This window comes from Streptomyces sp. IBSBF 3136, from assembly GCF_036815105.1.
GTDB lineage: Bacteria > Actinomycetota > Actinomycetes > Streptomycetales > Streptomycetaceae > Streptomyces.
Window position 1 is genome coordinate 17,869 of sequence record NZ_JAJSZC010000022.1, and the last position, 26,740, is coordinate 44,608.

A 26,740-nucleotide genomic window follows, 5' to 3' on the forward strand; every position below is an offset into this window, starting at 1 on the left:
GGGGGGGGGGGGGGGGGGCGCCCCCCCGCCCCCCCCCACCCCCCCCCCCCGGCGGCCCCCGCGCCGCGCGCGCGGGGCCCCCCCCCCCCCGGGGCGGGGGCCCCCCCCCCGCGGCCCCCCCCTTTCCCGCGCTCAGCCCCGGTTCAGCTCGAACCAGACCACCTTGCCGGTGCTCAGCCGCGTCGCACCCCAGCGCCGGGCCAGCTTGTTGACCAGGTACAGCCCGCGGCCGCCCTCGTCCGTGGCCCGCGCCTGCCGCAGCCGCGGCAGCTGCGGCACATCGTCACCGACCTCGCAGCGCAGCACGTCGGTCCGCAGCAGCCGCAGCGTGACCGGCCGCGACGCGTACCGCACGGCGTTCGTCACCACCTCACTGACCAGCAGCTCCACCGAGTCCGTCAGGTCCTCCATGTCCCAGCGGGCCAGCGCGCGCCGGGCCAGCCGGCGGGCCTGACCCGGGGCCGAGACCTCCGGCTCCAGGGTCCAGTACGCCACATCGCTCGGCGCGATCCCGTGGAAGCGGGCCGCGAGCAGCGCGATGTCGTCGTCCCGGTCGCCCGGACCGAGCATGTCCAGCACCTCGTCGCACAGCGCCTCCAGCGGCGGCGGGTGGTCGGGGCCGGTCAACTGGGCGGTGGCCGCGAGCCGCTCGCGCAGCTGCTCTATCCCGGTCCACACGTCCCGCAGCCGGGACTCCACCAGGCCGTCGGTGTACAGCAGCAGGGTGGCCCCGGCCGGCGCGTCCAGCTCCACCGCCTCGAAGTCGACCCCGCCCACACCGATCGGCGCGCCCGGCGGCACCCGCAGCACCTCCGCCCGACCGCCCAGGTGCAGCAGGACGGGCGGCGGATGACCCGCGTTGGCGATCGTGATGCGGTGCGTGACCGGGTCGTAGACCGCGTACAGACAGGTCGCCATGCGGTCGGTGCCCAGCCGCTGCGCCTGCTCGTCGAGGTGGTGCAGCACCTCCTGCGGCGGCAGGTCGAGCCCGGCGAGCGTCTGGGCCGTCGTGCGCAGCTGGCCCATGATCGCCGCCGAGGTCATGGAGTGCCCCATGACGTCACCGACCACCAGCGCCACCCGGCTGCCGGGCAGCGGGATCGCGTCGTACCAGTCGCCGCCCACCCGCGCGGTCTCCGCCGCCGGAAGATAGCGCGAGGCCAGCCGCACCCCGGTCGGACGGGGCAGGGTCTCCGGCAGCATCGTGCGCTGCAGCTCGTCGGCGATGTAGGCCTCCCGGCCGTACAGCACCGCCTTGTCGATGCCGAGCGCGCTGTGCGTGGCGAGCTGGGCGGCCACCAGCAGGTCGTCCGCCTCGAAGGCGAGCCGCTCCGGACGGCGCAGGAACAGCGCCGCGCCGATCACCCGGCGCCGGCCGCGCAGCGGCGCGAGGATCGCGTGCTGCCCGCCCGGTACGACCGCCTCACCGCCCTCGCCGAGCAGCTCGGGCAGCGCGGCCCGGGCGGCGGGCGCGTCGGCGAACACCGGCCGCACCCCGCGCAGCACCTCGTTCAGCGCGCCGCCGGGCCGCACCTCGCACAGCTCGGTCGTCAGCGACGACAGCTCCGAGAGCGCCGAGGAGTCCGGCTCCGGTTCCGGGAACGGCGGCAGCGACAGACCCTCGGTGTCCCGTTCGTCCGGTATCCGGTCGGTCCGGCGCAGCCGCAGCACCACCGGACCGGTGGGCCGCTCGTCACCGACCGGCAGCGGGTCGCGCAGATAGACCAGGATCGCGTCCGAGAACGTCGGCACCGTGGCCCGGCACAGACCCATCACGATCTCGTCCAGGTCGATGCCGCGGGCGATCCGCCGGGTGGCGGCGCCCACGAACCTGAGCCGGTCGCCGTCGCGCCGCATCGGCATCGGCCGCCCCGGCGGCAGACCCCGCCCGGTACGGCGTTCCTGACCGCCCGGCGTCCGCTCCTGCTCGGAGGCGGGCTGCGCCGGGATGGCCTCCGGCACGGGACGAGGACGGTGCTCCCCCACGCTCGAACTCGCTCGCGCGGGAGCCGTGCCCATCGTCTCGGCGGTGGCGGGCTGGGAGTGCTCCGGGCCGTTGACTGGGGGCTCCTTCCCCTTGTTCCCCTTGCCGCGGGGAGCGCTCGTCCCCGGACCGGTGGGTGTGCCGTCCGCGCGCGCCGCCTGGGCGGGTAAGGCCGGGTTGCCGAGCGGTGCCGGGGTACGCAGCAGCGCCCCGCGGGCTTCCGCGGGGTCGACGCCCGGCTGCGGGCGCTCGTAGGAGGAGGTGGGCTGCTCCGTCACGCGTGTCGAATCCGTCCGTCCGGGGCTGCGCGCCGGGCGCGCAGATAGTCCCGCCGAAATGCCGATACCCGGAATACGTGCCCCAGGAACGGAATTCCCGCGCGGTCAGAGGTCGTGCCTGTGCCACCGGCGATCCCGTGCGGTCCCGCGGTGGTGTTGCCCTCGTACCCCTCGCTCACGTCCTGCCGCCCCTCGGTGACGTATGGTCAGACCCGGCACATGCTCCGGTAGTTGTACTGAAGCGCCCTTGCGGAGGACGATCCTACGGTTGTGGACCGGGGGCGCATCAAGGGTCTCATGAGGACATGTGAGCGGGTGTACGGTCCCAGTCCTCAGGGAGTGACGGTACCCCCCAGGAGGGGTCGGGGCGCCAGTCCTCCCAGCCGTCCGAGAACGGCGTGCCCCACGCGTCGATCACCTCCACCGCGTTCCGGCCCGCCGCCCGCACCCGCCCGGCGGTCCGCTCGTCCATCAGCCCGTCCCGCTGGGCCTGCGCGAACTCGTCCTCGTCCAGCCAGTTCCAGCGGCGGTCCGGATGGACCGCGATGTCCAGGAAGTAGTCCTCGGAGTCCACGCCACCCTCCCAACGGGACAACGGCTGCTCAAGGTTGACGTACCAGTTCTTGAACCGCCAGCCCGGGTCCCAGAACAGCCACACCGACCAGGGCCGGCCGGGCCTGGCCAGTTTCAGCACCCCGGTGCCGAACCACCGGTCCCGCTGCACCGTGCGCGGCGTGGTGTAGCGGGTCTCCAGCGGCTCCAGGTGCACGGCCCTGCCGTCGGCCAGCACCGGCTTCACGCACTCGGTGCCGGGCGCCATCCACACCGCGAGCAGTTCCGCGTCGTCCCGGACGACGGTGACGGGCCGGGCGATGTGGAAGCGCGCCGAGCCGTTCGCCCGGTACCGCCACAGGATCCCGGTCCCGGGGGTCCAGTACGCCGGGGGTGCCGGTGCTGGTGCCGGCACCCGTGCCGCTCGTCTCGTCGCTCCGTCGTCCGCCATGGACAGATATTAGGTGCCGTAGGCACACGACGCTGCGGCGCCCGTCACGGTCCGCGGCCGAGCCGTCGTCAGGGGTGGGTCATCCGCAGGACGTCCAGCGCCTCGTCGAGCTGCTCCAGGGTGAGGTCCCCGCGCTCCACGTACCCGCCCTCCAGGACCACTTCGCGGATCGTCCTGCGCTCGGCCAGCGACCGCTTGGCGACCTTGGCCGCTTCCTCGTAGCCGATGTACTTGTTCAGCGGGGTCACCACCGAGGGCGAGGACTCGGCGTACTCGCGGGCCCGTTCGCGGTCGGCGGTGATGCCGTCGACGGTCCGGTCGGCCAGCAGCCGGGAGACGGAGGCGAGCAGCCGCACGGACTCCAGCACGTTCTTGGCGATGACCGGCAGCATGACGTTCAGCTCGAAGTTCCCGGAGGCGCCGGCGGTGGCGATGGTGGCGTCGTTGCCGATCACCTGGGCGGCCACCATGAGCACCGCCTCGGGGATCACCGGGTTGACCTTGCCCGGCATGATGGACGAACCCGGCTGGAGGTCGGGCAGCCGGATCTCGGCCAGCCCGGTGCGCGGCCCCGACGCCATCCACCGCAGGTCGTTGGCGATCTTCGTCAGGCCCACCGCGATGGTCCTGAGCTGCCCGCTGGTCTCCACGATGCCGTCCCGGGCGCCCTGGGCCTCGAAGTGGTCCCGGGCCTCGGTGAGCGGCAGCCCGGTGGTCCGCGCGACCTCCCGGATCACCGCGGCCGAGAACCCGGGCGGCGTGTTGATCCCCGTCCCCACGGCCGTCCCGCCCAGCGGCAGCTCGGCCAGCCGGGGCAGCGAGGCGCGCAGCCGCTCGACGCCGTGGCGCACCTGGGCCGCGTACCCGCCGAACTCCTGCCCCAGCGTCACCGGGGTGGCGTCCATCAGGTGCGTCCGCCCTGACTTCACCACGTCCGCGAACTCCTCCGCCTTGCGGCCGAGGGAGGCGGCGAGGTGCTCGAGCGCCGGGATCAGGTCGTGGGTGACGGCGGCGGTCGCGGCGATGTGGATGGACGACGGGAAGACGTCGTTGGACGACTGCGAGGCGTTGACGTGGTCGTTGGGGTGCACGTCCCGGCCGAGCCGCTCACCGGCGAGGGTCGCGACGACCTCGTTGGTGTTCATGTTGGACGAGGTCCCGGACCCGGTCTGGAACACGTCCACCGGGAAGTGCTCGTCCCACCGGCCCTCGGCGACCTCCCCGGCCGCCTCCTGGATCGCCTCCGCGACGTCCTTGTCCAGCACCCCCAGCTCGGCGTTCACCTTCGCGGCGGCCGCCTTGATCCGGGCGAGGGCCTCGATGTGGGCCCGCTCCAGCCGCTGCCCGGACACCGGGAAGTTCTCGACGGCACGCTGTGTCTGCGCCCGCCACTTGGCATGGGCGGGCACCCGCACCTCGCCCATGGAGTCGTGCTCGATCCGGTACCCGGCGCCGGTCTGGTCGTCTGTCATCTGCGACACCTCCCTGAAGGACAGCATCGCCGAGGCCCCGGGTGTTCCCGCGGCAGGCGGGCTGCGCGAGTCGGGTGCGCGGGGGGCCTGACGCCCGGTCACCTCGGCGGCGGCCCGGGGCGGTTCGCGGCCGCGCGAGACGGTTCGGCGGCCGCTCAGGACGGACGCCCGCCGCCCCGTGGCCCCGGCCGGTCGCCGGGGGGCACGGGGCGGCGGCCGTCACCGGAGTCAGCCCAGACCCGGGCCCCGTACCGGGATCGTGGTGAAGGTCGGCTGAGGGGCGGGATCCTGGAAGAAGTCGTTTCCCTTGTCGTCGACGACGATGAACGCCGGGAAGTCCTCGACCTCGATCTTCCAGACCGCCTCCATGCCGAGCTCCTCGTACTCGACGACCTCGACCTTCTTGATGCAGTCCTGGGCGAGGCGGGCGGCCGGGCCGCCGATGGAGCCGAGGTAGAAGCCGCCGTGCGCGTCGCACGCGTCGGTGACCTGCTTGGAGCGGTTGCCCTTGGCGAGCATCACCTTCGAGCCGCCCGCCGCCTGGAACTGCTCCACGTAGGAGTCCATGCGGCCGGCCGTCGTCGGGCCGAAGGAACCGGAGGCGTAGCCCTCGGGGGTCTTCGCCGGGCCCGCGTAGTACACGGGGTGGTCCTTCAGGTACTGCGGCATCTCCTCGCCCGCGTCCAGCCGCTCCTTGATCTTGGCGTGCGCGATGTCGCGGGCCACGACCAGCGGGCCGGTCAGCGACAGGCGGGTCTTGACCGGGTACTTCGTCAGCTCGGCCAGGATCGTGTCCATCGGCTGGTTCAGGTCGATCCGCACCACGTCGGACGACTCGTCCAGGTGCTCGTCCGTGGTCTCCGGCAGGAAGCGCGCCGGGTCGGTCTCCAGTTGCTCCAGGAAGACACCCTCGGCCGTGATCTTCGCGACGGCCTGGCGGTCGGCCGAGCAGGAGACGGCGATGGCGACCGGGCAGGAGGCGCCGTGCCGGGGGAGGCGGACCACGCGGACGTCGTGGCAGAAGTACTTGCCGCCGAACTGGGCGCCGATGCCGATCCTCTGGGTCAGCTCGAAGACCTTCTCCTCCAGCTCCTTGTCCCGGAAGCCGTGGCCGAGTTCCGAACCCTCCGCCGGGATCTCGTCCAGGTAGTGCGCGGAGGCGTACTTCGCGGTCTTCAGCGCGAACTCGGCGCTCGTGCCGCCGACGACGATCGCCAGGTGGTAGGGCGGGCAGGCGGCCGTGCCCAGCGAACGGATCTTCTCCTCCAGGAACTTCATCATGGAGGCCTCGTTCAGGACGGCCTTCGTCTCCTGGTACAGGAAGGACTTGTTGGCCGAGCCGCCGCCCTTGGCCATGAACAGGAACTTGTAGGCGCCGCCGTCGGTCGCGTACAGCTCGATCTGGGCCGGCAGGTTGGAGCCGGTGTTCTTCTCCTCCCACATGGTGAGCGGAGCCATCTGCGAGTAGCGCAGGTTGAGGTTCAGGTACGCGTCGTAGATGCCGCGGCTCAGCGCCGCCTCGTCGCCGCCCTCGGTCAGCACGTTCTGGCCGCGCTTGCCCATCACGATCGCGGTGCCGGTGTCCTGGCACATGGGGAGCACGCCGGCGGCCGCGATGTTCGCGTTCTTCAGCAGGTCCAGGGCGACGAACTTGTCGTTGGCCGACGCCTCGGGGTCGTCGATGATGCGGCGCAGCTGCGCCAGGTGGGCCGGGCGCAGGTAGTGCTGGATGTCGTGGACGGCCTCCTCGGCCAGCTTGCGCAGCGCCTCCGGCTCCACCTTGAGGAACGTCCGGCCGTCCGGTCCCTCGACGGTGGACACGCCCTCCGAGGTCACCAGCCGGTAGGGGGTGGTGTCCTCGCCCTGGGGGAGCAGATCGGTGTACGCGAACTCAGGCATCTCAGCCCATTCCTCACTGTGACGGACGGCTGCCCGTCGACGTCGGCGGGCCTCACCAGCCTAGAACCTGCCGTCCGCGCGGAACCTGTGAGGTAAGGCTCAGTTCCGGACGCATCGGGAACCCGGGGCGTGCGGGGCAGGGACGGGGCGGGGGCGCGTGGCGGAAACGCGTGGTGGGGACACGCGGGTCGCCCGGACCCCTAGTCGCGATCTATCGCGTTTCGGTACGCTGCCGTCGTGGACCTTCAGAAGCACGCCCCTGCCCAGGACACGGCCCCGCGTCTCGCCGAGCTGCGCGCCTCGGACGCCGACCGTGACCGCGTCGCCGACATCCTCCGCGAGGCCCTGGCCGAGGGCCGGCTGACCGCCGACGAGCACGCCGAGCGGGTCGAGGCGGTGCTGCACGCCAAGACGGTCGGCGAGCTCGAGGTCTTCATCCGCGATCTGCCCGCGGCCCACCAGCGGGCCGCCGCCCCCGCCTACACCCCGGTGCCGTCCCGGCCCACGCCCGGCGCCGTCCCGGCCGAGGCCGACGCGAACGTGGTGGCCGTGCTCAGTGCCGCCTCCCGCAGGGGCCGCTGGCGCGCGGGGCGCCGGCTGCACGCCTACGCGGTGTTCGGCAGCGTCGAGATCGACCTCAGCGAGGCGATCTTCGAGTACCAGCAGGTGGTGATCAAGGCGGTCTCGGTCTTCGGGGACGTGCAGATCCGGGTTCCGGAGAACGTGTCGCTGCGCGGCACCGGCGGCGGCGTGCTGGGCAACTTCGAAGTGGACACGCTGGACTCGGTCGAGTCCGACGCTCCGGTGGTCTACGTCGACGGGTGGGCCGTGCTGGGCAACGTCGAGGCACGCCCCCGGCGCGGCAAGCGGGTGGCGGACATCCTCGACCGTGTCCAGGACAAGGTCGACAGGAAGCTGCGCAAACACCTCGGTCGTTGACGCTCGTGAATCCGCCGGTGGCCGCGCGGGCCGCGCCCGGCGGTCGCGAGCGCGCGGGGGCGCGAACAAGCCGCCGCGCGCCTGCGGTCGGGAACGCAGTGCATAGGCGCGCGCACAGCGGGTAGGCCTTGCTGCATCGTCGCTCACTCGCGAAGCCGTCGTCAGGAGTAGACCCGTGCTGCAACCGCCGCATTCGTCCCTGCAGGTAGCTGCCGTTCCGGCCCAGCGGGTGCCAGCGCGCGACCGGGACCAAGACGCGCCCTGGCACACCGAGGCGGTGTGCCGGCGTGACGAGGCCGGCCTGTTCTTCGCTCCGTCGAAGGAGCCGACGGCAGCCCGCCTGTCCCGTGAGGAGGCGGCCAAGCGCGTCTGCGCGCGCTGTCCCGTCATGGTCGAGTGCCGCGAGCACGCCCTGCTGCAGCCCGAGCCCTACGGCGTCTGGGGCGGCCTGACGGCGGCGGAGCGCCGGGTGGTCCTGGCGCGGCGGCGCAGGCGCGAGGTGGAGCTGAAGAAGGCGGCACGGGCGACGGCGAACCGCATAGCGGGGTAAGGGCCCCAACAGGCCCTTGGACACGACGATGGGCGCCCTCCCCGCACGGAGGGCGCCCATCGGTCTTCCCGGGCCCGGCCCGGAACCGGATCCGGGTGCTACTTCGCCCGGTCGAAGTCGATCGCGCTGTAGGCCCGCAGCTTGCTCAGCCGGTGCTCGGAGTCGATCCGCCGTACCGTGCCGGACTTCGAGCGCATCACGATCGAGTCGGTGGTGGCGGTCTCGGACCGGTACCGGACGCCGCGCATCAGCTCGCCGTCCGTGATGCCGGTGGCGACGAAGAACACGTTCTCGCCGGTGACCAGGTCCTCCGTGGTGAGCACCTTGTCCAGGTCGTGCCCGGCGTCGACGGCCCGGGCCCGCTCCTCCTCGTCCTTCGGCCACAGCTTGCCCTGGATGGTGCCGCCCAGGCACTTGACCGCGCAGGCCGAGATGATGCCCTCGGGGGTGCCGCCGATCCCGAGCAGCAGGTCGATGCCGGTGCCCTCGCGCAGCGCCAGGATGGAGCCGGCGACGTCACCGTCGGAGATCAGCTTGATGCGGGCGCCGGTCTCCCGGATCTCCTTGATGATGCCTTCGTGCCGGGGCCGGTCGAGGATGACGACCGTGACGTCCTCGGGCGTGCGGCGCTTGGCCTTGGCGACCCGGCGGATGTTGACCGACACGGGCGCGTTGATGTCGACGAAGTCCGCGGCCTCGGGGCCGGTGACCAGTTTGTCCATGTAGAACACGGCGGACGGGTCGAACATGGCGCCGCGCTCGGCGGCGGCCAGGACGGCGATGGCGTTGGGCATGCCCTTGGCCGTCAGGGTGGTGCCGTCGATCGGGTCGACGGCGATGTCCACCTCGGGCCCGGTGCCGTCGCCGACCTGCTCTCCGTTGAAGAGCATCGGGGCCTCGTCCTTCTCGCCCTCGCCGATGACGACGACGCCGTTCATCGAGACGGTGGAGACGAGGGTTCGCATGGCGCGCACGGCGGCGCCGTCGGCGCCGTTCTTGTCGCCGCGCCCGACCCAGCGGCCCGCGGCCATCGCGGCGGCTTCGGTCACCCGGACGAGTTCCAGAGCGAGGTTGCGATCGGGGGCCTCGGAGGGGACGTCAAGCTCGGACGGCAAGTGATGATGCTCGGTCATCGGAGCGCACCTTTCTGATACGACGACGGCCGGATGAGGGTCTTGAGGCCGACTCTATCGTTGGGCAGACAAAATGAGCAGGGGACCCCACGGATGAGCGCTCTGGACACCTGCGACCATAGAGGGCGTGGCAGGTTCGAACGGTAGGCAGAAGACGGTCCGGGACATGATCCTCTCCCTGGGCCTCATCGGGTTGGCGGCGGGGTTCATCTATCTCCTCGTCCCGCACGACGATCACGCTCCCGACATCAAGCGGGTCGACTACCGGGTCGAGCTGCTCACGGCACGGCGTGCCGCGAGTTATCCGGTGGCGGCACCGGAAGGTCTGCCGAGTACCTGGAAAGCGACCTCCGTACGCTTCCAGGGCGAGGAGTCCGACCGCTGGCACCTGGGCTTCCAGGATCCCGAGGGCCAGTACGTGCAGGTCGAGCAGTCCGCTCAGAAGCGGTCCGACTTCATCGACCAGGCCAGCCAGGGCGGCTCGGCCACCGAGCGGACCGAGCGGATCGGCGGCCGCACCTGGACCCGCTACACCGGCGGCCGCTATGACGCGCTGGTCCTGGAGGGCACCCCGGGCTCCACGACGGTGGTGGCCGGCACCGCCTCCTTCGACCGGCTGACGAAGATGGCGGCGGCGCTGAAGATGGGCTGAACCGCTCGCGCGGGCGGACCCGGGCGGACCCGGGCGGACCCGGGCGGGGGGGAAGCGGGCCCGGCGCACGCGGACGACGCGAAGAGGCCCCCGGCGGTGCCGGGGGCCTCTTCGCGTGCGCGGGGCGGCTCAGACGGTCGTGACGACGTCGTCGTAGGCCAGGCGCGGGGAGCGCGGGTGCCAGGCGTCCGGGCCCGGGCGGCCGATGTTGACGACCATCAGCGGGGTGTGGTCGTCGTCCAGGAACTCCTTCTGGACGCCGGCGAAGTCGAGGCCGGTCATGGGTCCGGCGGCCAGGCCGGCGGCGCGGACGCCGATGATGAAGTACGCGGCCTGGAGGGCGGCGTTCATGCCGGCGGCGCTCTCGCGGACCGGACGCTCGGAGAAGAAGAGGTCCTTGGCGGCCGGGAAGTGCGGGAACAGGGTCGGCAGCTCCTCGTGGAACTCGTTGTCCGCGGAGAGGATCGCGACCAGCGGGGCGGTGGCGGTCTTCGGCCGGTTGCCCTCGGCCATGTGCCGCACCAGGCGCTCGCGGGCCTCGGCGGACCGGACCAGGGTGATGCGCAGCGGCGACTGGTTGAAGGCGGTCGGGCCGTACTTGACCAGGTCGTAGATCGCCCGGACCTGCTCCTCGGTCACCGGCTCGTCGGTGAAGGTGTTCGCGGTGCGGGCCTCGCGGAACAGCAGGTCCTGGGCGGTGGGGTCAAGAACGAGAGACATGCGGGACTTCCTCGTACGCGCGTCCGGTCCGGGCAGCGCCGGACCGGCTTACGGCGAGGAGCTTACACCAAAGATGTTCAACCTTCAACAAACGCTCTGTGTGACGGCTCACTCCTCCTTCTCGCCGGACTCCTCCTCGGCGAGGGCCGCGTCCAGCCGGGCCCGGGCACCCTCCAGCCACCGCCGGCACACCTTCGCCAGCTCCTCGCCGCGCTCCCACAGGGCCAGGGACTCCTCCAGCGTCGTACCGCCGGCCTCCAGCCGCCGCACGACCTCGATCAACTCGTCCCGCGCCTGCTCGTACGAGAGCGCCTCATCCACCTTGCTGGTCATCCACTCACCCTAGACATCGACGACATCGACACGGACAGGGAACTCGCCCTCGGCGACCCGCGCGCGCAGCGTCTCGCCGTCCTCCACCTCGGCCGGGTCGCGCACCACGTGCCCGTCCGCCTTCTGCAGCACCGCGTAGCCGCGCCGCAGCGTGGCGGCGGGGGAGAGGGCGACCACGCGCGCGTGCGTGTGGGTCAGCTCCGAGTCGGCGCGGTCCAGCAGGTGCCCGAGGGTGCGCCGGCCGCGGGCCAGCAGCGAGGCCACGTGGTCCCCGCGCTCGTCGAGCATCCGGTGCGGATCCTCCATCGACGGCCGGGCCAGCGCGTGCGCCAGACCCCGCTCCTCCCGCTCCACGGCCGCGTGCACACACCGCCGGGCCCGGTCCCGGAGCAGCCGCACCCGCTCGAACTCCTCGCCCACGTCCGGCACCACCTTCTTGGCCGCGTCGGTCGGCGTGGAAGCGCGCAGGTCGGCGACGTGGTCCAGCAACGGGTTGTCCGGCTCGTGCCCGATCGCGGAGACCACCGGCGTACGGCACTGCGCCACGGCCCGCACCAGCTGCTCGTCGGAGAAGGGCAGCAGATCCTCCACGCTGCCGCCGCCCCGGGCGACGACGATGACGTCCACGTCCTCCATCGCGTCCAGCTCCTTGACCGCCTGGACGACCTGCGGGACGGCGTGCACGCCCTGCACGGCGACGTTGCGCACCTCGAAGCGGACGGCGGGCCAGCGGTGCCGGGCGTTCTCCAGCACGTCCCGCTCCGCGGCGGAGGCACGGCCGCACACCAGCCCGACCAGCTGCGGCAGGAACGGCAGCGGCTTCTTGCGTTCCGGCGCGAACAGCCCCTCGGCCGCCAGCGCCTTCTTCAGCTGCTCCAGACGGGCCAGCAGCTCGCCGACGCCCACCGGCCGTATCTCCGCGGCCCGCAGCGACAGCTGCCCGCGCGGGGCGTACCACTCCGGTTTCGCCAGCACCACGACCCGGGCACCCTCGCCGACGACGTCGGCCACGGCGTCGAACACCTGCCGGTAGCAGGTCACGCCGACGGACACGTCGCGCGAGGGGTCCCGCAGGGTCAGGAACACCACCCCCGCGCCCGGCCGCCGCGACAACTGCGTGATCTGCCCCTCGACCCACACCGCGCCGAGCCGGTCGATCCAGCTCCCGATCAGCCGGGATACCTCACCGACGGGCAGAGGCGTTTCGGGCGACGTGTTCACAGCCATGCCGCGAGCGTAGTGGGCGGTACCGACAAACGCCGGTGACCCCAGCCGCCCGACGGGGCCGGGCGTCCGCGCAGCCGCGGGCACCACCAGCCCGGCGTCCGAACCGGGGCGCGTCGCACAGCAGCCCGCGGACCACCGGGTCCCGCGGGCCGAGGCCGCCGCGCGGCCGGTGCCGGTCCCCGGGGGGAGCGCCTGCGTGCGCCTGCGTGCCGGTGCCGGACATGCGCACCGGTCTCCCACCACCGCGGGGGCACGCGATCCGGAGCCCGCGCACGCACCCTTACGATGGGTGGCATGACCGCTTCGTCTGGCCGCCGTGTCCTGCTCGCCGCCCCCCGTGGCTACTGCGCCGGTGTGGACCGCGCCGTGATCGCCGTCGAGAAGGCCCTGGAGCAGTACGGGGCCCCGATCTACGTCCGGCACGAGATCGTCCACAACAAGTACGTCGTGCAGACCCTGGAGAAGAAGGGCGCCGTCTTCGTCGAGCGGACCGAGGAGGTGCCGCCCGGGAACATCGTGATGTTCTCGGCGCACGGCGTCGCGCCGGTGGTGCATGAGGAGGCCCGGGTGGGCCGGCTCGCCACCATCGACGCCACCTGCCCGCTGGTCACCAAGGTCCACAAGGAAGCCGTCCGGTACGCCAACGACGACTACGACATCCTCCTGATCGGGCACGAGGGCCACGAGGAGGTCATCGGCACCTCCGGCGAGGCCCCCGACCACATCCAGCTCGTGGACGGCCCCGAGGACGTCGCCAAGGTCGAGGTGCGCGACCCCTCGAAGGTCGTCTGGCTGTCCCAGACCACCCTCTCCGTGGACGAGACCATGGAGACCGTCGACGCCCTGAAGACGAAGTTCCCCGGCCTCGTCTCCCCGCCCAGCGACGACATCTGCTACGCCACCCAGAACCGCCAGCTCGCCGTCAAGCAGATGGGCGCCGAGGCCGAGCTGGTGATCGTGGTCGGCTCGCGCAACTCGTCGAACTCCAAGCGGCTGGTCGAGGTCGCCAAGCTCGCCGGCGCCCGCGCGGCCTACCTGGTGGACTTCGCCGACGAGATCGACGAGGCCTGGCTCGAGGGCGTCACCACGGTCGGTGTCACCTCCGGCGCCTCCGTCCCCGAGGTCCTGGTCGAGCAGGTCCTTCAGTGGCTCACCGAGCGCGGCTACGGCGACGTCGAGATCGTCAAGGCGGCCGAGGAGTCCATCACCTTCTCGCTGCCCAAGGAGCTCCGCCGCGACCTGCGCGACGAGGCCACCGCCCTGGTCGCCGAGCGCGGCGGTTCCGGCCCCTCGGACACCGCCGCCGGGTGACCGTCGGGCGCCCGGGCCCCCGTACGCCGTAGTGACCGTCAGTCCTCCGTCGTAACGTGGGGCCATGCAGATCTTCGGCGTGGACATCGGTGGATCCGGGATCAAGGGCGCCCCTGTGGACCTGGACAAGGGCGACCTGGCCCAGGAGCGGTGCAAGGTGCTCACCCCGCACCCGGCGACGCCCGACGGCGTGGCCGACGGCGTGAAGCAGGTCGTGGACCATTTCGGCTGGTCGGGTCCGGTGGGCCTGACCTTCCCGGGTGTGGTCACCGGCGGCAGCACGGTCCGTACGGCGGCCAATGTCGACAAGAGCTGGATCGACACGGACGCGGGCGCCCTGTTCAGCGGCCGGCTGGGCGGCCTGCCGGTGACCGTGGTCAACGACGCGGACGCGGCGGGCGTCGCCGAGATGCAGTTCGGCGCCGGGCGGGGCCGCCGGGGCACGGTCATCCTGCTCACCTTCGGCACCGGCATCGGCAGCGCCGTGTTCATGGACGGCGTCCTGGTGCCCAACACCGAGCTGGGCCACCTGGAACTGGGCGGCCACGACGCGGAGAAGCGGGCCTCCAGCAAGGCCAAGGAGGACCACGAGCTGAGCTGGGAGCGCTGGGCCCGGCGGGTCGAGAGGTACCTCGCCCACGTCGAGATGCTCTTCTCGCCCGAGCTGTTCATCGTCGGCGGCGGGGTCAGCCGCAAGGCCGACAAGTTCCTCCACCTGATCGACGGCGTCCGGGCCGAGATAGTGCCGGCCCAGCTGCAGAACAACGCGGGGATCGTCGGAGCGGCGATGCGGGCCGCGCAGACCCGCGAGGCGTAGCGGAGCCCGGCTCAGGCGCGGCGCCGGGCGCGTACCCACCGCACCCGGCGCGCGAGCACGATCACCCCCGCGACCAGCGTCCCCCCGTAGAGCCAGCCCGCCTGGGTGGCGAGCCCGGTCACCAGCCCCATCATCCGTCCGGTCAGACCGCCCCGGCCGTCGGCGACGGGGAGGAGGCCCGCCAGGAAGGCGATCGGCACGACGACGGGCGCGGTGAGCAGGTCGCCGCCGCGCACCCACAGGGCGGTCAGCACGCACACCGGCAGGAACAGCACGCCGTACAGCGTCAGGGACGCGCCGAACAGCATCTGGTCCACGAAGCCGAGCAGCAGCATCGCGGCCGCGCAGAACAGTCCCCCGCCGAGCCCGGTCAGCCGGGGGCCGGGCGCCCCGTCCCGGGGCACCGGCCGGGTGCCGCGCGCCGGCCGTGCGGCACCCTCGGCGCCCCTGGCGTCTCTGGCGTCCCCGCCCTCGCCCGCCCGCCACCGTGCCTGCGCCGGCAGCGACGCGTACCGGTCGCGGCGTCGCCGTGCGTCGTGCGGGGGTCGCCTCCTGTGTTGCTCCATTGGGCCAACTTAGGTCTGTTTATGTGTCGAATCGGCCCTCAGACACGCCGGTGAACACGGCTCGACCGGCCGTTCGACGCTCCCGGGACCCGGCCGCCGCCGACGCCGTAGACTGGTGGATCGGCCAGTGTCTCTGGCCCCCTGGCAGCCCCTGGCCCCTCTCATCTACGGGAAGTCGCAACGTGTCGCTCACGATCGGAATCGTCGGCCTGCCGAATGTCGGCAAGTCGACCCTGTTCAACGCCCTGACCAAGAACGACGTGCTGGCGGCCAACTACCCGTTCGCCACGATCGAGCCGAACGTCGGCGTGGTCGGTGTTCCCGACGGCCGGCTGGCCAAGCTCGCCTCGATCTTCAGCTCCGAGCGCATCCTCCCGGCCACGGTGGACTTCGTGGACATCGCGGGCATCGTGCGCGGCGCGTCCGAGGGTGAGGGCCTGGGCAACAAGTTCCTCGCGAACATCCGTGAGTCCGACGCGATCTGCCAGGTCATCCGGGCCTTCAAGGACGAGAACGTCGTCCACGTGGACGGCAAGGTCTCGCCCAAGGACGACATCGAGACGATCAACACCGAGTTGATCCTCGCCGACCTCCAGACGATCGAGAAGGTCCTGCCGCGCCTGCAGAAGGAGTCGCGGATCAAGAAGGACATCGCGCCCAAGGTCAAGGCCGTCGAGGAGGCCAAGGAGATCCTGGAGAAGGGCGACACGCTCTTCGCCCACGGCATCGTCCAGGGCACCGAGCGCAACGAACTGCTGCACGACCTGCACCTGCTCACCACCAAGCCGTTCCTCTACGTCTTCAACGTCGACGAGGACGAGCTGGTCGACGAGGAGTTCAAGAACGAGCAGCGCGCCCTGGTCGCCCCGGCCGAGGCGATCTTCCTCAACGCCAAGCTGGAGCAGGACCTCGCCGAGCTGGACGAGGAGGAGGCGCTGGAGCTGCTGGAGTCCGTCGGGCAGCACGAGCCGGGATTGGCCACGCTGGCCCGTGTCGGCTTCGACACCCTGGGCCTGCAGACCTACCTGACGGCAGGCCCCAAGGAGTCCCGCGCCTGGACGATCAAGAAGGGCGCCACGGCCCCCGAGGCGGCCGGTGTGATCCACACCGACTTCCAGAAGGGCTTCATCAAGGCCGAGGTCATCTCCTTCGGCGACCTGGTCGAGACGGGCTCGGTCACCGAGGCCCGCGCCAAGGGCAAGGCCCGCATGGAAGGCAAGGACTACGTGATGCAGGACGGCGACGTGGTGGAGTTCCGCTTCAACGTCTGACCGGACGCGCGATCGGCCGCGCGACCGAGGGGCCTGGCTCGGCCGAGCCAGGCCCCTTCGTCGGTTCATGCCGCTTTCAGGTGTCGTAGACGGTGGAGCGGTGTCCTGGGTGCACCACCCACACCACCAGCTCGCCGTTGTCGAGCGTGTAGATCACGCGGTAGTCGCCCACCCGCAGGCGGCGGCGATCGGGCTGGGAGACGAGGGCGGTGGTGCCGAGCCCCATCGGGTCGTCGCGTGGACGTCATCGGGCACTCCGTGCCGCACTGCTGTGCGTAAGTGAACGCCTGTACGACAACGTCCGGCGGGTCAAGGGGTGGCACGGGGGAACTCGCGAGCGGGATACGCACGTTCTGACAATGCGAGCCGAGTGGGGCGGGTGGGAATCGAAACGGGGGAGGCGAGAGCGTGCGAATTCGCATTCAAGAAATCACTGCTCAGCGCATCTAAAAGGGGAATCGCGGATTTCGCAATGGACGCGCTCCGGGAAACACTCCGGCGTCGGAAATCCGTAGGGGGCAAGTTGGCTTTCTCGGGTATTGTCATCCGTTGGGCCACCTGGCGGGACATGGGGATGGAAGTTCTGGGGGAACATCCGTGGGCGAGCGGCTCAGGTTCGAGGTACTCGGGCCCGTGACGGTGACGTCGCAGGGCCGAGGTCTTCCGGTCGGCGGTGCGCGTCAGCGAACGGTGCTCGCTCTGCTGCTGCTCAACTCGGGCCGGATCGTCCCGGTCGACACCCTCGTCGACGCCGTGTGGAACGACCGGCCGCCGGCCACCGCTCGCACCCAGATCGCCATCGTGATCGCCGCGCTGCGCAAGACGTTCAAGAGCCAGGGCGCGGCCGAGGACATCATCCTCACCGCCCACCCCGGCTATGTGCTCAGACCCGACGGCCACTCGGTGGACGTCCTGGAGTTCACCCGCCTGGTGAAGACCGCCGAGACCGCCGTGCAGCAGGCCCGGCTCCCCGAGGCGGCCGGTGCCTACACCCAGGCCCTCGCCCTGTGGCGAGGCCCCGCCTTCGCAGGGATCTCCAGTGCCCTGGTCGAGGACGAGGCGGCCCGGCTGGAGGGCCACCGGCTCAACGCCTACGACGACGCCACCGCCGTCCAGTTGGAACTGGGCAACCACCACGACCTGGTGCCCGAGCTCGTCTCCGTGGTCCGCGAGCACCCGCTGCGGGAGCGGACCCGGCACCATCTGATGCTCGCCCAGTACCGGTCGGGCCGGCGAGCCGAGGCGATGGCCACCTTCCGCGAGGCACGCACCCAGTTCATCGAGGAACTGGGCATGGAGCCGGGCCCGGACCTGCAGGGACTGCACGACGCGATCCTGCGCGACGACCCCTCGCTGGCCCCCGCCCCGGCGGTGCCCGCCACCGACGCCCCGCGGGCGGACACCCCCGTCGTACCCTCCGAACTCCCGCCGGACGTGCCCGGATTCACCGGCCGTGCGCCGGAACTCGCGTTACTGGACACGCTGGTCGCGAACCGCGACCGGCAGCACGGGCCCGCCATCGGGCTCATCACCGGTATCGCCGGGGTCGGCAAGACCGGTCTCGCGGTGCGCTGGTCGCACCGGGCCGCCCAGCACTTCCCCGACGGCCGTCTCTTCGCCGATCTGCGCGGATACGACGAGCACCACGAGCCCACCCCGGCCTGGGAGGCGATGAGCCGGTTCCTGCGCTCGCTCGGGGTCTCCAGCGACCAGATCCCCACCCAGACCGAGGACCTGGTCGCGCTCTACCGCAGCGTGCTCGCGGAGCGGCGGGTGCTGCTGGTCCTGGACAACGTCCGCTCCTTCGCCCAGATCCACCCCCTGCTGCCCGGCAGCGGCGGCTGCGCCGTGCTGGTCACCAGCCGGGAGCAGCTGGAGGAGCTGGTCACCTGGCCGCAGGACGCCCGGGTGCACCTCGGAGTGCTGCCCGGCGCCGACGCCGTGGAACTGCTCGGGCGGATCGTCGGCGAGGAGCGCATCGACTCCGCCCGCGCCGACACCCGCCGCCTCGCCGATCTGTGCGACCGGCTGCCGCTGGCGCTGCGGATCGCCGCCGCCCGGCTCGCCTCCAAGCCGCACTGGACGGTGCGGCACCTGGTGACCCGGCTGGGCGACGAGCGGCGTCGCCTCGACGAGCTGAGCCAAGGCGCCGCGCAGGTGCGGGCCAGCTTCGAGCTGTCGTACCGCTATCTGCCGGACGACACGGCCAGGCTCTACCGGCGCCTCGGCCTGCTGGACGTGCCGGACTTCGCCGCCTGGGTGGGCGGCGCGCTGCTCGACGTCGACGTGCTGGACGCCGAGCGGCTCATGGAGGACCTCGTCGACGCGCAGTTCCTGGAGGTCGTCGGCGTCGACGCGACCGGCCGGCTGCGCTACCGGCTGCAGAACCTCATGCGGCTCTACGCGCGCGAGCGCGCGCAGGCCGAGGAGCCGGAGCCGGACCAGCGGGCCGCCCGGGAGCGGGCCCTGCGGACCTGGCTGTCCCTCGCCGAGGAGTCCCACCGGCGGGAGTACGGCGGCCACTTCAGCGTGGTGCACAGCTCCGCGCCCCGCCGCCCCCTGGACCGCATCCACACCGACGAACTGCTCTCCTCGCCGCTGGAGTGGCTTGAGGCCGAGCGGCTGTCGCTGGTGGCGGCCGTGGCACAGGCGGCCGAACTGGGCCTGGACGACCTCGCGTGGGACCTGACGGTGTCCGCGGCCGTGCTCTTCGAGACCCGGCACTACCTGGAGGACTGGCGGGAGTGCGCCGAGGTCGCGCTCGAGGCGGCCCGGCGCAGCGGCAACCTGCGCGGCCAGGCGGCCATGCTGCACCAGCTCGGCGGGATCGCCCAGTCCTACCAGCGGCTGCCGGAGGCGCACGCCCGGTACAGCGAGGCCATGGAGCTGTTCGAGCGGGCCGGTGAGCCGCACGGGCTGGCGCTGAACCTGCGCAACCTGTCCATCCTGGAGCGGTTCAGCGGCGACCTCGACCTCGCCATGGCCCGGCTGGAGCGGGCGGGCGAGATCTTCCGCACCGTGGGTGACGTCTCCTCCGAGGCGCACGCCCTGGACAACATGGCCCAGATCGAGCTGGAGCGGGGCAACACCGAACTGGCGATGAAGCTGGGCGTCGAGGCCGTGCAGGTCATGGAGTCGATCGACCGCGGGAGCAAGCGGGGCGTCGCGCAGACCATCCACCGGCTGGGCCGGGTGCATCTGGCGCGGTCCGACTTCCCGAAGGCCGAGGAAGCGTTTCTGCAGGTGATCGACCTGGTCCAGGCCAAATCCGATCTGGTCGGGCTCGCCTACGCCCTGCTGGGTCTGGGGGAGGCCCGGCTCGGCGCCGGTGACGTGGACGCCGCCGAGGCCACCCTGACGGAGGCCCTGGACGTCGTCGAACGCATCGACAGCCCCCTGGTCGACGGCCAGATCAACCTCGTCCTCGGCGAGGCCCGCAGCCGCCAGGGCCGGCTCGACTCCGCCCGCGAGCGGGCGAGCGCGGCCCACGCGGTCTTCCTGCGCACGGGCTCGCCCCGGTGGCGCGCGCAGGCCGAGGGCCTGCTGTCCCGGCTCGACGACCGCCCGTCCCCGCACACCGGCGCCTCCGGCTGACCGCCGCGGCCACCCGGCACCTCCCGCACGCCGCACCTCCCGCACGCCGCACGCCCCGTACGCCGCGGGACCCCGCACCGCGCACGCCCGCACCGCGCACGCCCGCACCGCGCACGGCCCGTACGCCGCACGACCCGCACCTCGTACGCCCGCACACCGCACGTCCAGTACCGCAGTACGCGATGTAGACGCCCAATACCCAGCCGATAAGGGACATGCCTACGTTCGGCTGGGACAAACGTCAGCCCGAAGTGTGGAGTACAAGATGCCGCCCGTTCCCAAGGCGCCTTCCTTTGCGGTGATTTCCGGGGCTCAGGTCCACCGGGTACTCGACGGCCGGCACCAGGAGGTGGTGGGCCTCATCGAGCGGGCCTACCGCGTCCACGGCGCCGGCGACACCGTCAACCCCCCGTCCTACTTCCTGCGCTTCCCCGACCGTCCCTCCTCCCGCATCATCGCGCTGCCCGCGTCCGCCGGCGGCGACATCCGGGTCGACGGGCTGAAGTGGATCTCCAGCTTCCCCGAGAACGTGGCCGCCGGACTGCCGCGCGCCTCCGCCGTGCTGATCCTCAACGACCACGACACCGGCTACCCGCTGGCCTGCCTGGAGAGCTCCATCATCAGCGCGGCCCGCACGGCGGCCTCGGCGGCGCTGGCCGCGGACACGCTGAGCCGCCGGCGCGGGGACCGGCCCCGCCGGATCGGGTTCGTCGGCACCGGGCTCATCGCCCGCTACGTCCACCAGTACCTGGCCGGGACCGGCTGGGAGTTCGACGAGACCGGCGTGCACGACCTGTCGGCCGAGCACGCGGCGGGATTCGCCGGCTACCTGGAGCGGGCGGGCGGCGGCGGGCGCGTCACGGTGCACGAGAAGGCCGAGGACCTGGTGCGCGGCAGCGACCTCGTCGTCTTCGCCACGATCGCCGGCACCCCGCACATCACCGACCCCGGCTGGTTCGGGCACCACCCGCTCGTACTGCACGTCTCGCTGCGCGACCTGGCACCCGAGGTGATCCTCACCGGCGCCAATTTCGTCGACGACATCGAGCACTGCCTGAAGGCCGACACCTCCCCGCACCTGGCCGAACAGCTCACCGGCGGCCGGGACTTCATCGACGGCACGCTGTACGACGTCCTCACCGGCGCCCGCGCGGTGCCCGCCGACCGGCCCGTGTTCTTCTCCCCGTTCGGCCTCGGCGTACTGGACCTCGCGCTCGGCAAGCACGTGTACGACACCCTGCGCGCCTCCGGTGAACTCGCCGTCCGGCCCGACTTCTTCCACGAGCTGCGCCGCTACGGCTGAGCGCACACCCGACCGGTCCACCCCGAGGAAGGGGCCCCACCCGTGACCACCCTGCTCGACCCACCGCCCCCAGCGGCCGGCGCCCCACGCCGGCCCGTTTCCGTCCGCGTCGACGAGACCCCGCTGCCCCCGCACGACCCGCTCGCCCTCTACGACGCCCTGCGCCGGCGCCTCGGCGACGGCGAGGTGTTCCTCCTGGAGAGCCTGGAGGCGCCCGAGCACGAGGGCGGTGACTCCCTCGTCGGCCACGGCCGGCTCGCCGAACTCCAGGTGCACGCCGACCGGGTCACCGTCGAGGGCGTCGCGCCACTCGTGGCCGCGCTGCACACCGCCGCCGACGCCCTGGGCCTGGCCGTGCTGCCGGACGGGGCGCGCGCGCTCACCTCGGGCGAGCAGGTGTGGGAGCTGCTGCGCGCAGCGCAGCGGGCGTTCTCCGTGGAGACCGAGGTGCCCGCGGACACCTACGCCTTCGGGTTCCTGGCCACCGTCGGCTACGGCGCCGCCTGGCACATGGAGCGGCTGCCGCGGCGCACCGCCGACGGCGGCCCCGACCTGGTGCTCGGTCTGTTCCGCGAGGTCGTCCACTACGACGGCGCCACCGGCACGGTCCGGCTGCGCACCGCGCACAGCGCGGACTTCCCGCCCGCCGACGCGAGCACGGTCCCGGCGGCCGTGGCCCGGCTGCGCCCGGCGCCCGGCGGCGTGCCCGAGGCTCCGGTGCCGCGGGCGGTGCACGACCGCACCGACGAGGAAACGTTTCTCGGGCACGTCGAGCGCTGCCTCGGGCACATCGGGGTCGGCGACATCTACCAGATCCAGATCGGCCACCGCATCGACGTCAGCACGGACCTCGCCCCGCTCGACGTCTACCGCCGGCTGCGGCACCGCAACCCCTCGCCGCACATGTACCTCGTGCCGCGTGCCGGGGCCACCCTGATCGGTGCCAGCCCCGAGGTGCTGTTCGCCACCCACGGGGACCGGATCGTGATGCGGCCCATCGCGGGCACCACCCCGCGCAGCGGGCAGGCGGCCGTCGACGGCCCCCGGATCGCGGCGCTGCGCGCCAGCGACAAGGAGCGCGCCGAGCACGTGATGCTGGTCGACCTGTGCCGCAACGACATCGGCCGGGTGTGCCGGCCGGGCACGCTGGCGGTCGAGCGGCTGATGACCGTCGAGACGTACTCGCACGTCTTCCACCTGGTCTCCACCGTCGAGGGACGGCTCGCGGCCGGCGAGGACACCTGGTCCGCGCTGCGCGCCACCTTCCCGGCCGGCACCGTCACCGGCGCGCCGAAGATCCGCGCCATGGAGATCATCGAGGAGCTGGAGAGCGAACCGCGCCGGATGTACGCCGGTGCCGTCGGTCTGGTGGACATGCGCGGCTGGTCCCGGCTCGCGCTGTGCATCCGCACCGTCTCCCACGACGGGACGACGTACTCCACCCAGGCGTGCGCGGGCATCGTCGCCGACTCCGACCCGCACGCGGAGTGGCGCGAGACGCTGCACAAGATGGGCGCCGCCTACTGGGCGCTGACCGGTGAGGAGCTGCTGCCGTGAACGTCCTGCTCGTCGACGCCTATGACAGTTTCACCCACATCATCGACCAGTACCTGCGCACCCTCGGAGCGCGTACCGAGGTGGTGCGCTCGGGCACCCGGACCCCCGGGCAGCTGCTGGCCGGGGGGGCCGGACGCGGTGGTGCTCGGGCCGGGACCCGGGCACCCGGCCGACTCCGGGCACGTGGAGCTGGTGCACGCCTTCGCCGGGCGCGTGCCGCTGCTCGGCATCTGCCTGGGCCACCAGGCCATCGCTCTCGCCCACGGGGCCGAGGTGGCCGTCGCCGGGCGGCTCAAGCACGGCAAGACCAGCCCGGTCACGCACGACGGGACCGGGGTGTTCGCCGGGCTCGGCACCGAGCTGGTGGCCACCCGCTACCACTCGCTGATCGTCGCCGAACCGCTGCCCCCGGAGCTGGCCGTGACCGCGCGCGCCGTGGACGACGGGTACGTCATGGGTCTCAGACACCGCGAACTGGCCGTGGAGGGCGTCCAGTTCCATCCCGAGTCGGTGACCACGGCGGGCGGCATGCGGCTGCTGGAGAACTTCCTGACCGGCGCGGCGGCGATGGAGCGGGTCGCTTGACGAGCGGAATTAACGGCACCGGGTGCGGAATTACCCGTACCGGTGCCGATTCGCCTCCCGAGGATATCGGAATTCAGTGGTCCATATCCTCGAAAACACCCTCTGAGCTGCAAGTATATCGTCGTTATCGTGAGTGGGCGCAGGGCGAAGTTGGAGCGATAATAAAGCGAAGCGGCACCCCCATAAATTTCTTGCTGTCGGAACGAAACGCAGCAACGAAAAGCCAACGGGAGACGAAAATGCAGCTCGTCAGCACCGCTCGCCGCACCAAGCTCCAGGCCCTCGTCCTCGCCACCCTGACCGCCGGTGCCGTGTTCACCGCCGTGGCCGGTGCCGAGCACGCCGAGGCGCACCCGCGGCCGGCCGCGGTGGCCGACGGGCCCGTCCCGGCCGGTGTCGCGGTCTCCGGCGGCGGAGTGACCGTGACGCTGGACACCGACGGTGTCGACCCCTGGAGCTAGGCCGCGACGCGGCCGGCCACGGACCGAAGGAGAGCACCTGTGAAGACAGGCACCGAGACGGAGCGGACGGAGCGCTCCTGGCCCGTACTGCTCGGCTCCGTACTGAACGGCCGTGACCTCTCCGGTGCGGACACCGCGTGGGTCATGGACCAGGTGATGCGGGGCAACGCCCCGGACGCCCTGATCGCCGGCTTCCTGGTCGCCCTGCGCGCCAAGGGGGAGACCGTCGGCGAACTGGAGGGGCTGGTCAGGGGAATGATGGCGCACGCCGTGCGCATCGACGTGCCGGGGAGGACCGTCGATGTGGTGGGCACCGGAGGAGACGGGGCGAACACCGTCAACATCTCCACCATGGCCGCCGTCGTGGCGGCGGGCGCCGGAGCGCGGGTCGTCAAGCACGGCAACCGCGCGGCGAGTTCGGCCTCGGGCTCGGCCGACGTGCTGGAGCGGCTCGGGGTGAACCTCAGGATTCCGCCGGGGCAGGTCGCCGCGGTGGCCGAGGAGGCCGGCATCACCTTCTGCTTCGCACCCGACTTCCACCCGGCGATGCGGCACGCGGCGGGGGCGCGCCGAGCACTGGGTATCCCGACCGTGTTCAACGCCCTGGGACCGCTGACCAATCCGGCGGCTGTCTCGGCCCACGCGGTGGGCGTCTCCGACCCGCGGCTGCTGCCGCTGGTCGCCGGGGTGCTGGCGCGGCGGGGGGCCACCGCGCTGGTGTTCCGGGGCGACGACGGGCTCGACGAGCTGACCGTGACGACGACGTCCACCGTGTTCACGGTGGCCGGCGGCCAGCTCCGCCAGGAGAGTTTCGACCCGCGGGACGTCGGGGTCGCCCTCGCGCCCGTCGAGGCGCTGCGCGGCGGCGACGCCGAGCACAACGCCGAGGTGGCGCGCCGGGTGTTCGACGGCGAGCGGGGCCCGGTGCGCGACGCGGTGCTGCTGTCGGCGGCGGCGGCCCTGGCCGCCGAGGGCTCCGGTGGCCGCACGGTCACCGAGCGGATCGGTGCCGCGCTGGGCCGGGCCGCCGCGGCCGTCGACTCGGGAGCGGCCCGGGCGACGCTGGAGCGGTGGGTACGGGTGAGCACGGAGCGGGCACTGGCACCGGCCGCCTGAACGAGCGGGCCCCCGGGGGAGGTGATCCGCCCCGGGGGCCGGGCCCCGTACTCGCCGCCGGCCCCGCGCGGGCCCCGGCCTCAGACGCCGGACGGGCTGGGTTCGGAAGACCGCTGGAGGGCGTTCGCCGTCTCCTGCGGTGGTTCGTCGGGGACCGGGGACGCGGACAGCGGCTCCCGGCGGAACCAGGTGAGGGCGGGGGAGGTGACGGCGGTCGTGGCGAGGGCCATGAGGACGAGGATGGTGAACAGCGACTGGTTGATCACACCCAGCTGGAGGCCGAGGTTGAGGACGACCAGCTCGGTCAGACCGCGGCAGTTCATCAGCGCGCCGATGGACATCGCCTCCCGCCAGGACTCGCCGGCCAGGCGGGCCACCGCCGTGCTGCCGCCCCACTTGCCGAAGGCGGCCACCGCCAGTACCGCGCCCGCCCACAGCCACTGCGTGGGGTCGCCGCCCAGCAGCCCGATGTCCGTCTTCAGGCCCGTGGTGACGAAGAACAGGGGCAGCAGCACCGGCACGGTGAACGCCCTCAGCCGGGCCGCGGAGATCTCGACCGTCCGGGAGCCGCGCGGGGTCGTCACGCCGAACAGGAACGCGCCGAACAGGGCGTGGATGCCGATCCGGTCGGTGACGAAGGCCGACACGCACAGACCGCAGAACAGCGCCACCAGCACGGTGGACTCCACCGCCCGCCCCGCCCGTGCGGCGGCCCGGGCGAGCAGCGGCCGCACCACCCACACCATCACCGCGAGGAACACCGCCGACCACAGTGCCGTGAGCGCCGCGTCCTGCGGGGAGCCGCTCGCGCCGACCGCCGCCACCACCGCGAGCAGGCACCAGGCGGTCACGTCGTCGACGGCCGCGCAGGCCATCGCCAGCGAGCCCAGCCGGGTGGTGTACAGGCCGCGGTCGGTGAGGATGCGGGCCAGCACAGGGAACGCGGTGATGCTCATCGACACCGCGATGAACAGGACGAACGGCAGCCGGCCCACGCCCTCGGGGGCGAACGTGCCGTACATGCCGAGCGCGAGCAGCGAGCCGAGCGCCAGTGGCAGCGCGATGCTGACCTGAGAGACGGCCACCGCGGTGCGGCTGTGCCCGCGCAGCGCCGACAGGTCGAGTTCCAGGCCGACCAGGAACATGAAGGCCAGCAGCCCCAGGTTGCCCAGCGCCCCGATGTACGGCAGCACCTCGGGCGGGAACAGCCAGTGCTGGAGCCCCGGCGAGACCCAGCCCAGCAGGGACGGGCCGAGCAGGATGCCCAGGGTCATCTCGCCGATCACCGGGGGCTGGCCCATCCGCCGGAACAGGCCGGCGCCCGCGCGGCAGGCGGCGATCACCACCGGTACCGCGATCAGCAGGTCCGGCAGCGGGTCAAAGGCGGGAGCCGACACGCGTGTCTCCTTCGAGTGCGGCGGGCAGGGGCACTTCGGCGGCGGCCTCGGCCAGCGGGCTGGTCGCCACCGACCAGCGGGCGTACCGCCGGCGGCCGTACAGCAGGGGCTCTCCCGCGTCGGCCAGCGTGACGCCGGTGACCCGGCCGAAGACGGCCGTGTGGTCGCCGACCTCGACCGCCTGGGTGACCTCGCAGTCCGCCACGGCCAGCGCCGCCCCGGTGAGGTGGGGGCCGCCGGCGCCCAGCGGGAGCCGCCACTCGGCGCGCTCGAAACGGTCGGTGGCGCCGGAGGCGAACAGGTCCGAGACGGCACGGGCCCGTTCGTCCAGCAGGTTGACCGCGAACCGGCCGCTGTCCAGGGCCGCGCCCAGGGTGGGTCCCGCGGTGCGCAGGCAGACCACCAGGGTGGCCGGGTCGAGGGCCACGCTCGCCAGGGAGCTGCAGGTCATCCCGCGCGGCACGGAGTCGGTGCCGAGCGCGGTCACGACGGAGACCCCGGACGGGAAGCAGGACATCAGCGGGCGTATGTCGGTGTTGTCGGACGACGTGCTCAGGGATGTGCTCATGCAG

Annotated in this window: 22 protein-coding genes and 2 pseudogenes; 12 read left to right on the forward strand and 12 right to left on the reverse strand. The window is 72.5% G+C overall.

The window, feature by feature from the left end; all coding sequences use genetic code 11:
* Positions 1 to 132: 132 nt before the first annotated feature.
* The 4 genes from V7E45_RS07460 to V7E45_RS07475 all read right to left on the reverse strand — a co-directional run bounded on the left by V7E45_RS07460 (position 133) and on the right by V7E45_RS07475 (position 6,636).
* Positions 133 to 2,262 carry a SpoIIE family protein phosphatase gene (locus tag V7E45_RS07460; RefSeq protein ID WP_333773289.1) on the reverse strand — a complete coding sequence of 710 codons (2,130 nt, stop codon included), beginning with the start codon at positions 2,260 to 2,262 and terminating at the stop codon, positions 133 to 135.
* A 295-nt stretch (positions 2,263 to 2,557) separates the two neighbouring features.
* Positions 2,558 to 3,265, reverse strand: coding sequence for a cytidylyl-2-hydroxypropylphosphonate hydrolase (gene fomD, locus V7E45_RS07465; RefSeq protein ID WP_333773290.1), 708 nt, complete (start codon positions 3,263 to 3,265; stop codon positions 2,558 to 2,560).
* Positions 3,266 to 3,333: 68 nt separating this feature from the next.
* Complete coding sequence (locus V7E45_RS07470) at positions 3,334 to 4,737, reverse strand: class II fumarate hydratase (protein ID WP_333773291.1); 1,404 nt, start codon at positions 4,735 to 4,737, stop codon at positions 3,334 to 3,336.
* Positions 4,738 to 4,965: 228 nt separating this feature from the next.
* The gene (locus V7E45_RS07475; protein ID WP_333773292.1) at positions 4,966 to 6,636 is read right to left on the reverse strand and encodes a fumarate hydratase; all 1,671 of its coding nucleotides are present in this window, start codon (positions 6,634 to 6,636) and stop codon (positions 4,966 to 4,968) included.
* 237 nt (positions 6,637 to 6,873) lie between these two features.
* Between V7E45_RS07475 and V7E45_RS07480 the strand changes: the two genes are divergently transcribed.
* Entirely contained in the window at positions 6,874 to 7,575 is a 702-nt protein-coding gene (locus V7E45_RS07480; RefSeq protein ID WP_333773293.1) for a DUF1707 SHOCT-like domain-containing protein, read from the forward strand.
* A 175-nt stretch (positions 7,576 to 7,750) separates the two neighbouring features.
* The gene (locus V7E45_RS07485; protein ID WP_319147745.1) at positions 7,751 to 8,125 is read left to right on the forward strand and encodes a WhiB family transcriptional regulator; all 375 of its coding nucleotides are present in this window, start codon (positions 7,751 to 7,753) and stop codon (positions 8,123 to 8,125) included.
* Between the two features lie 98 nt (positions 8,126 to 8,223).
* Here V7E45_RS07485 and glpX read toward each other — a convergent pair whose 3' ends face one another.
* A complete protein-coding gene (gene glpX / locus V7E45_RS07490; protein ID WP_317445151.1) occupies positions 8,224 to 9,258 on the reverse strand; it encodes a class II fructose-bisphosphatase in 1,035 nt (344 codons plus the stop codon).
* 127 nt (positions 9,259 to 9,385) lie between these two features.
* Between glpX and V7E45_RS07495 the strand changes: the two genes are divergently transcribed.
* Positions 9,386 to 9,910: a DUF4245 domain-containing protein gene (locus tag V7E45_RS07495; protein ID WP_333773294.1), complete on the forward strand. Its 525-nt coding sequence runs from the start codon at positions 9,386 to 9,388 to the stop codon at positions 9,908 to 9,910.
* A gap of 129 nt (positions 9,911 to 10,039) precedes the next feature.
* Here the strand turns inward: V7E45_RS07495 and V7E45_RS07500 are convergent, their stop codons facing one another.
* The 3 genes from V7E45_RS07500 to xseA all read right to left on the reverse strand — a co-directional run bounded on the left by V7E45_RS07500 (position 10,040) and on the right by xseA (position 12,190).
* Positions 10,040 to 10,630, reverse strand: a complete 591-nt coding sequence (locus V7E45_RS07500) for a malonic semialdehyde reductase (RefSeq protein WP_333773295.1) — start codon at positions 10,628 to 10,630, stop codon at positions 10,040 to 10,042.
* A 108-nt stretch (positions 10,631 to 10,738) separates the two neighbouring features.
* Positions 10,739 to 10,963: an exodeoxyribonuclease VII small subunit gene (locus V7E45_RS07505; protein ID WP_333773296.1), complete on the reverse strand. Its 225-nt coding sequence runs from the start codon at positions 10,961 to 10,963 to the stop codon at positions 10,739 to 10,741.
* 9 nt (positions 10,964 to 10,972) lie between these two features.
* On the reverse strand, positions 10,973 to 12,190 hold the full coding sequence (xseA, locus tag V7E45_RS07510) for an exodeoxyribonuclease VII large subunit (RefSeq protein WP_333773297.1): 1,218 nt from the start codon (positions 12,188 to 12,190) through the stop codon (positions 10,973 to 10,975).
* 285 nt (positions 12,191 to 12,475) lie between these two features.
* Here xseA and V7E45_RS07515 point away from each other — a divergent pair, with 285 nt between their 5' ends.
* Both V7E45_RS07515 and ppgK read left to right on the forward strand, forming a co-directional pair.
* Entirely contained in the window at positions 12,476 to 13,501 is a 1,026-nt protein-coding gene (locus V7E45_RS07515; protein WP_333773298.1) for a 4-hydroxy-3-methylbut-2-enyl diphosphate reductase, read from the forward strand.
* A 64-nt stretch (positions 13,502 to 13,565) separates the two neighbouring features.
* A complete protein-coding gene (ppgK, locus tag V7E45_RS07520; protein WP_333773299.1) occupies positions 13,566 to 14,318 on the forward strand; it encodes a polyphosphate--glucose phosphotransferase in 753 nt (250 codons plus the stop codon).
* Positions 14,319 to 14,329: 11 nt separating this feature from the next.
* On the opposite strand, the gene V7E45_RS07525 is transcribed toward ppgK, so the two are convergent.
* Positions 14,330 to 14,884: a DUF6542 domain-containing protein gene (locus V7E45_RS07525; protein ID WP_333773300.1), complete on the reverse strand. Its 555-nt coding sequence runs from the start codon at positions 14,882 to 14,884 to the stop codon at positions 14,330 to 14,332.
* Between the two features lie 182 nt (positions 14,885 to 15,066).
* Here V7E45_RS07525 and ychF point away from each other — a divergent pair, with 182 nt between their 5' ends.
* Entirely contained in the window at positions 15,067 to 16,155 is a 1,089-nt protein-coding gene (gene ychF, locus V7E45_RS07530; RefSeq protein ID WP_333773301.1) for a redox-regulated ATPase YchF, read from the forward strand.
* Positions 16,156 to 16,231: 76 nt separating this feature from the next.
* On the opposite strand, the pseudogene V7E45_RS07535 reads toward ychF, so the two are convergent.
* Positions 16,232 to 16,387 (reverse strand): annotated as a pseudogene (locus V7E45_RS07535) (type II toxin-antitoxin system RelE family toxin); the annotation flags it as partial.
* A gap of 407 nt (positions 16,388 to 16,794) precedes the next feature.
* Here V7E45_RS07535 and V7E45_RS07540 point away from each other — a divergent pair.
* The 6 genes and pseudogenes from V7E45_RS07540 (at position 16,795) to trpD (ending at position 24,771) form a co-directional block, all read left to right on the forward strand.
* Entirely contained in the window at positions 16,795 to 19,749 is a 2,955-nt protein-coding gene (locus tag V7E45_RS07540; RefSeq protein WP_443055972.1) for a BTAD domain-containing putative transcriptional regulator, read from the forward strand.
* Positions 19,750 to 20,014: 265 nt separating this feature from the next.
* Entirely contained in the window at positions 20,015 to 21,052 is a 1,038-nt protein-coding gene (gene sbnB / locus V7E45_RS07545; protein ID WP_333773303.1) for a 2,3-diaminopropionate biosynthesis protein SbnB, read from the forward strand.
* Positions 21,053 to 21,094: 42 nt separating this feature from the next.
* A complete protein-coding gene (locus V7E45_RS07550; RefSeq protein ID WP_333773304.1) occupies positions 21,095 to 22,609 on the forward strand; it encodes an anthranilate synthase component I family protein in 1,515 nt (504 codons plus the stop codon).
* Positions 22,606 to 23,194 (forward strand): annotated as a pseudogene (locus tag V7E45_RS07555) (anthranilate synthase component II). The gene V7E45_RS07550 and the pseudogene V7E45_RS07555 overlap by 4 nt, the downstream one beginning before the upstream one ends.
* Positions 23,195 to 23,433: 239 nt before the next feature.
* Positions 23,434 to 23,655: a hypothetical protein gene (locus tag V7E45_RS07560; protein ID WP_333773305.1), complete on the forward strand. Its 222-nt coding sequence runs from the start codon at positions 23,434 to 23,436 to the stop codon at positions 23,653 to 23,655.
* Between the two features lie 39 nt (positions 23,656 to 23,694).
* Positions 23,695 to 24,771, forward strand: coding sequence for an anthranilate phosphoribosyltransferase (trpD, locus tag V7E45_RS07565; protein ID WP_333773306.1), 1,077 nt, complete (start codon positions 23,695 to 23,697; stop codon positions 24,769 to 24,771).
* Between the two features lie 80 nt (positions 24,772 to 24,851).
* Here the strand turns inward: trpD and V7E45_RS07570 are convergent, their stop codons facing one another.
* Together V7E45_RS07570 and V7E45_RS07575 are read right to left on the reverse strand one after the other, a co-directional pair.
* Positions 24,852 to 26,168 (reverse strand): cation:proton antiporter domain-containing protein, encoded by a 1,317-nt coding sequence (locus tag V7E45_RS07570; protein ID WP_333773307.1) that lies wholly within the window; start codon positions 26,166 to 26,168, stop codon positions 24,852 to 24,854.
* On the reverse strand, positions 26,149 to 26,736 hold the full coding sequence (locus V7E45_RS07575) for a flavin reductase family protein (RefSeq protein ID WP_333773308.1): 588 nt from the start codon (positions 26,734 to 26,736) through the stop codon (positions 26,149 to 26,151). The genes V7E45_RS07570 and V7E45_RS07575 overlap by 20 nt, the downstream gene beginning before the upstream one ends.
* Between the last annotated feature and the right edge of the window lie 4 nt (positions 26,737 to 26,740).